This is a genomic window from Nocardiopsis sp. MG754419 (assembly GCF_018207095.1).
GTDB lineage: Bacteria > Actinomycetota > Actinomycetes > Streptosporangiales > Streptosporangiaceae > Nocardiopsis.
Map to the genome: position 1 here is coordinate 1 of NZ_QOCZ01000280.1, position 2,317 is coordinate 2,317.

General features: G+C 71.4%; 3 protein-coding genes. All 3 read left to right on the forward strand.

Translation table 11 applies throughout. From position 1 onward, the window contains the following. Positions 1-175: 175 nt before the first annotated feature. From DSY14_RS27575 to DSY14_RS27585, 3 genes are read left to right on the forward strand one after another with little or no spacing between them, the layout of a single operon-like run. Positions 176-847 carry a hypothetical protein gene (locus DSY14_RS27575; protein WP_307851354.1) on the forward strand — a complete coding sequence of 224 codons (672 nt, stop codon included), beginning with the start codon at positions 176-178 and terminating at the stop codon, positions 845-847. Further along, positions 844-1,851, forward strand: a complete 1,008-nt coding sequence (locus DSY14_RS27580) for a DNA methyltransferase (RefSeq protein ID WP_307851355.1) — start codon at positions 844-846, stop codon at positions 1,849-1,851. The genes DSY14_RS27575 and DSY14_RS27580 overlap by 4 nt, the downstream gene beginning before the upstream one ends. After that, the gene (locus tag DSY14_RS27585) at positions 1,848-2,270 is read left to right on the forward strand and encodes a hypothetical protein (RefSeq protein WP_211719528.1); all 423 of its coding nucleotides are present in this window, start codon (positions 1,848-1,850) and stop codon (positions 2,268-2,270) included. Before DSY14_RS27580 ends, DSY14_RS27585 begins: the two co-directional genes overlap by 4 nt. Positions 2,271-2,317: the final 47 nt, after the last annotated feature.

Here is a 2,317-nt window from a genome sequence, read left to right on the forward strand (position 1 = left end):
GCGCGCTTCTTCCTCAGTGAAGGGCAAAACACGAACGAGAAGGGATTCGGTCTTGGGTCACACCCCGAACACCACCTCGCACGATGGGGGTCGGCCGCCGTTGGCGATCTGGCCCTGCGCACCCGACCACACCCAGCACGCCTCGCCTACGGCACCACGGCACCACCACGGCGAGGTGGCCGTTCCGACCCGGCTGGCCGCCCGCCTGGTGGCCGAGTACACCCGCCCCGGCCAGGCGGTCGCGGACCTGACCGCAGCGGGCGAGGTGGCCGAGCAGGCCTGGATCCAAGGCCGAGGAAACAAGGTGCTCAGCCCCACCCTGGACGCACCGGGCCCCAGCGCTGCCGCGCCACCTGACCTGGCATGGGCGAACCTGACCGTGGCGAGCCTGGCCGCGGCCACCTCCTGCACGACCTCGACCGGAGCACGCCGCCGCCGGGCTCGGGCCCGTGTGGAGTTCGCTGCCCTGATCACCCGCCCCGGTGGGATCGTCGCGGTCATCACCCCGATCGGGCACACCCCGACCGGGGTGGTCGACCCCGCGCCGGGGGTGGTGCGGGCCGCTGCGTGCGCGGGGCTGGTGTATCTGCAGCACGTGATCGCGTTGACGGTGCCGATCTGCGAGGCCGGGCTGGGTGCCACGATCCCGGTGCGAGGGAAGGGCGGGTTCGACCCCGACCAGGACCCCCACACCGGCCCGGACCAGTGGGAGGCCGAGGTGGGGTTGTCGACCTCGGTGTCCGAGGCCGCGGCCACGATCACCTCGCCCGCCCACCTGAACATCAGCGTGTTCCGTAAGAAGGGCCGCACCACGCCGGCCCGGGCGGGTGTGGAGGTGCGGGCGTGAACCAGGAACAGTGCGGGGACCACCTCGCTCACCCCGAAGGAACGGCTCCTCTTGAATGTCGGGTGCACGACCACCACCACGAGGGCTCCGGCAGTGTAGACCTTGGGGCGGGTGCGGGGCTGTCGGTGTGGGCCACGGGCCAGCGTCAGGCCCGCCAGCAGCGCGGCGACCGGTACTCGAGGCTGTCGGTGGAGCACCCGGCCAAGATGCTGCCCGAGATCGCCCGCCACGCCATCACCGCCTACACCCGGCCGGGGCAGGTGGTGTTGGACCCGATGTGCGGGATCGGCACCACCCTGGTGGAGGCCGCCCACCTGGGTCGGAGGGGTGTGGGGATCGAGTTGGAGCCCAAGTGGGCCTCCATCGCCCGCTTGAACTTGGAGACCGCGACCGTTCAGGGCGCCACCGGCCTGGGGCAGGTGCACACCGGCGAGGGCGCCGCAACCGCCGCCGGTCTGGCGTCGACCTCGTTGGCCGGACAGGTCGCCTTGGTGTTGACCTCGCCGCCGTACGGGTCGATGACGCACGGGCAGGTCAAGTCTCGCCGTGACGGGGCCCGGGCGGTGGAAAAGCACGCGCACCGTTACTCGCGGGATCGGGACCGGCGGGCGGCCAACCTCGCCTACCAGCGCCCGGAGAAGCTCACGGATTCCTTCACCCGCATCATGGCGGCCTGCCGCACCCTGCTCGCCCCGGGTGGGGTGGTCGTGGTGACCACCCGCCCCTACCGCAAGAACGGGGAGCTGATCGATTTCCCGGGACAGGTGGCCGAGGCGGGCCGGCGGGCCGGGCTGGTCCAGATCGACCGGTGCGCCGCGCTGTTGTGCGCCCTTCGGGACGGGGAGGTGGTCTCCCGGACCTCCTTCTTCCAACTCATCGAGACCCGTCGGTTGCGCAAGGGCGACTGGCCGGTGCACGTGATACAGCACGAGGACGTGCTGGTCTTTGCCGACCCCGCCCCCTACTACCAGCAGCACACCAGCGGCGAAGGGCAGGCGGCATGAGGCGGACCAACCCTGACCACAACACCGAGAACGACCAGGCGGGTGGGCAGGTACCGGGGGTGTTCGTGCCCGAGTGGGGGTTCTTCTCCGACGCCGCGAGCCCGGATCTGCGGGCACGCATCATCGCGGACATGCGGGCCCTGGCCACCTTCCTGGAAGAGCACCCGGGGTTGCCGATCAGTGCGCACACCAGCGTGGAGGTGTCCTACTTCCCGCGCACCAGCATCGACGAGGACGCCTTCGAAGAGGTGGTTGAGGCCGCCTCGTGGTTGGGACGGATCCCGGCGTGGGAGGGGGAGCACTACGTGGTCGAGCACCACCACGGGGCGGGCCGCTACCGGGTGGTGGCCATTCCCGAGCTGGTGCGGGCCCGCTACCGGGCCTGGCTGACCTATACGGGGCACGTGCGCCAGGACTGATCAACCCGGGGCGGTAGGGCTCCCGGCCCGGGGGAAACCCCGGGCCG

Coding starts and splice junctions, on each gene's coding strand:
- DSY14_RS27585 (WP_211719528.1), top strand. CDS start 1,848: ATGAGGCGGACCAACCCTGACCACAACACCGAGAACGACCAGGCGGGT.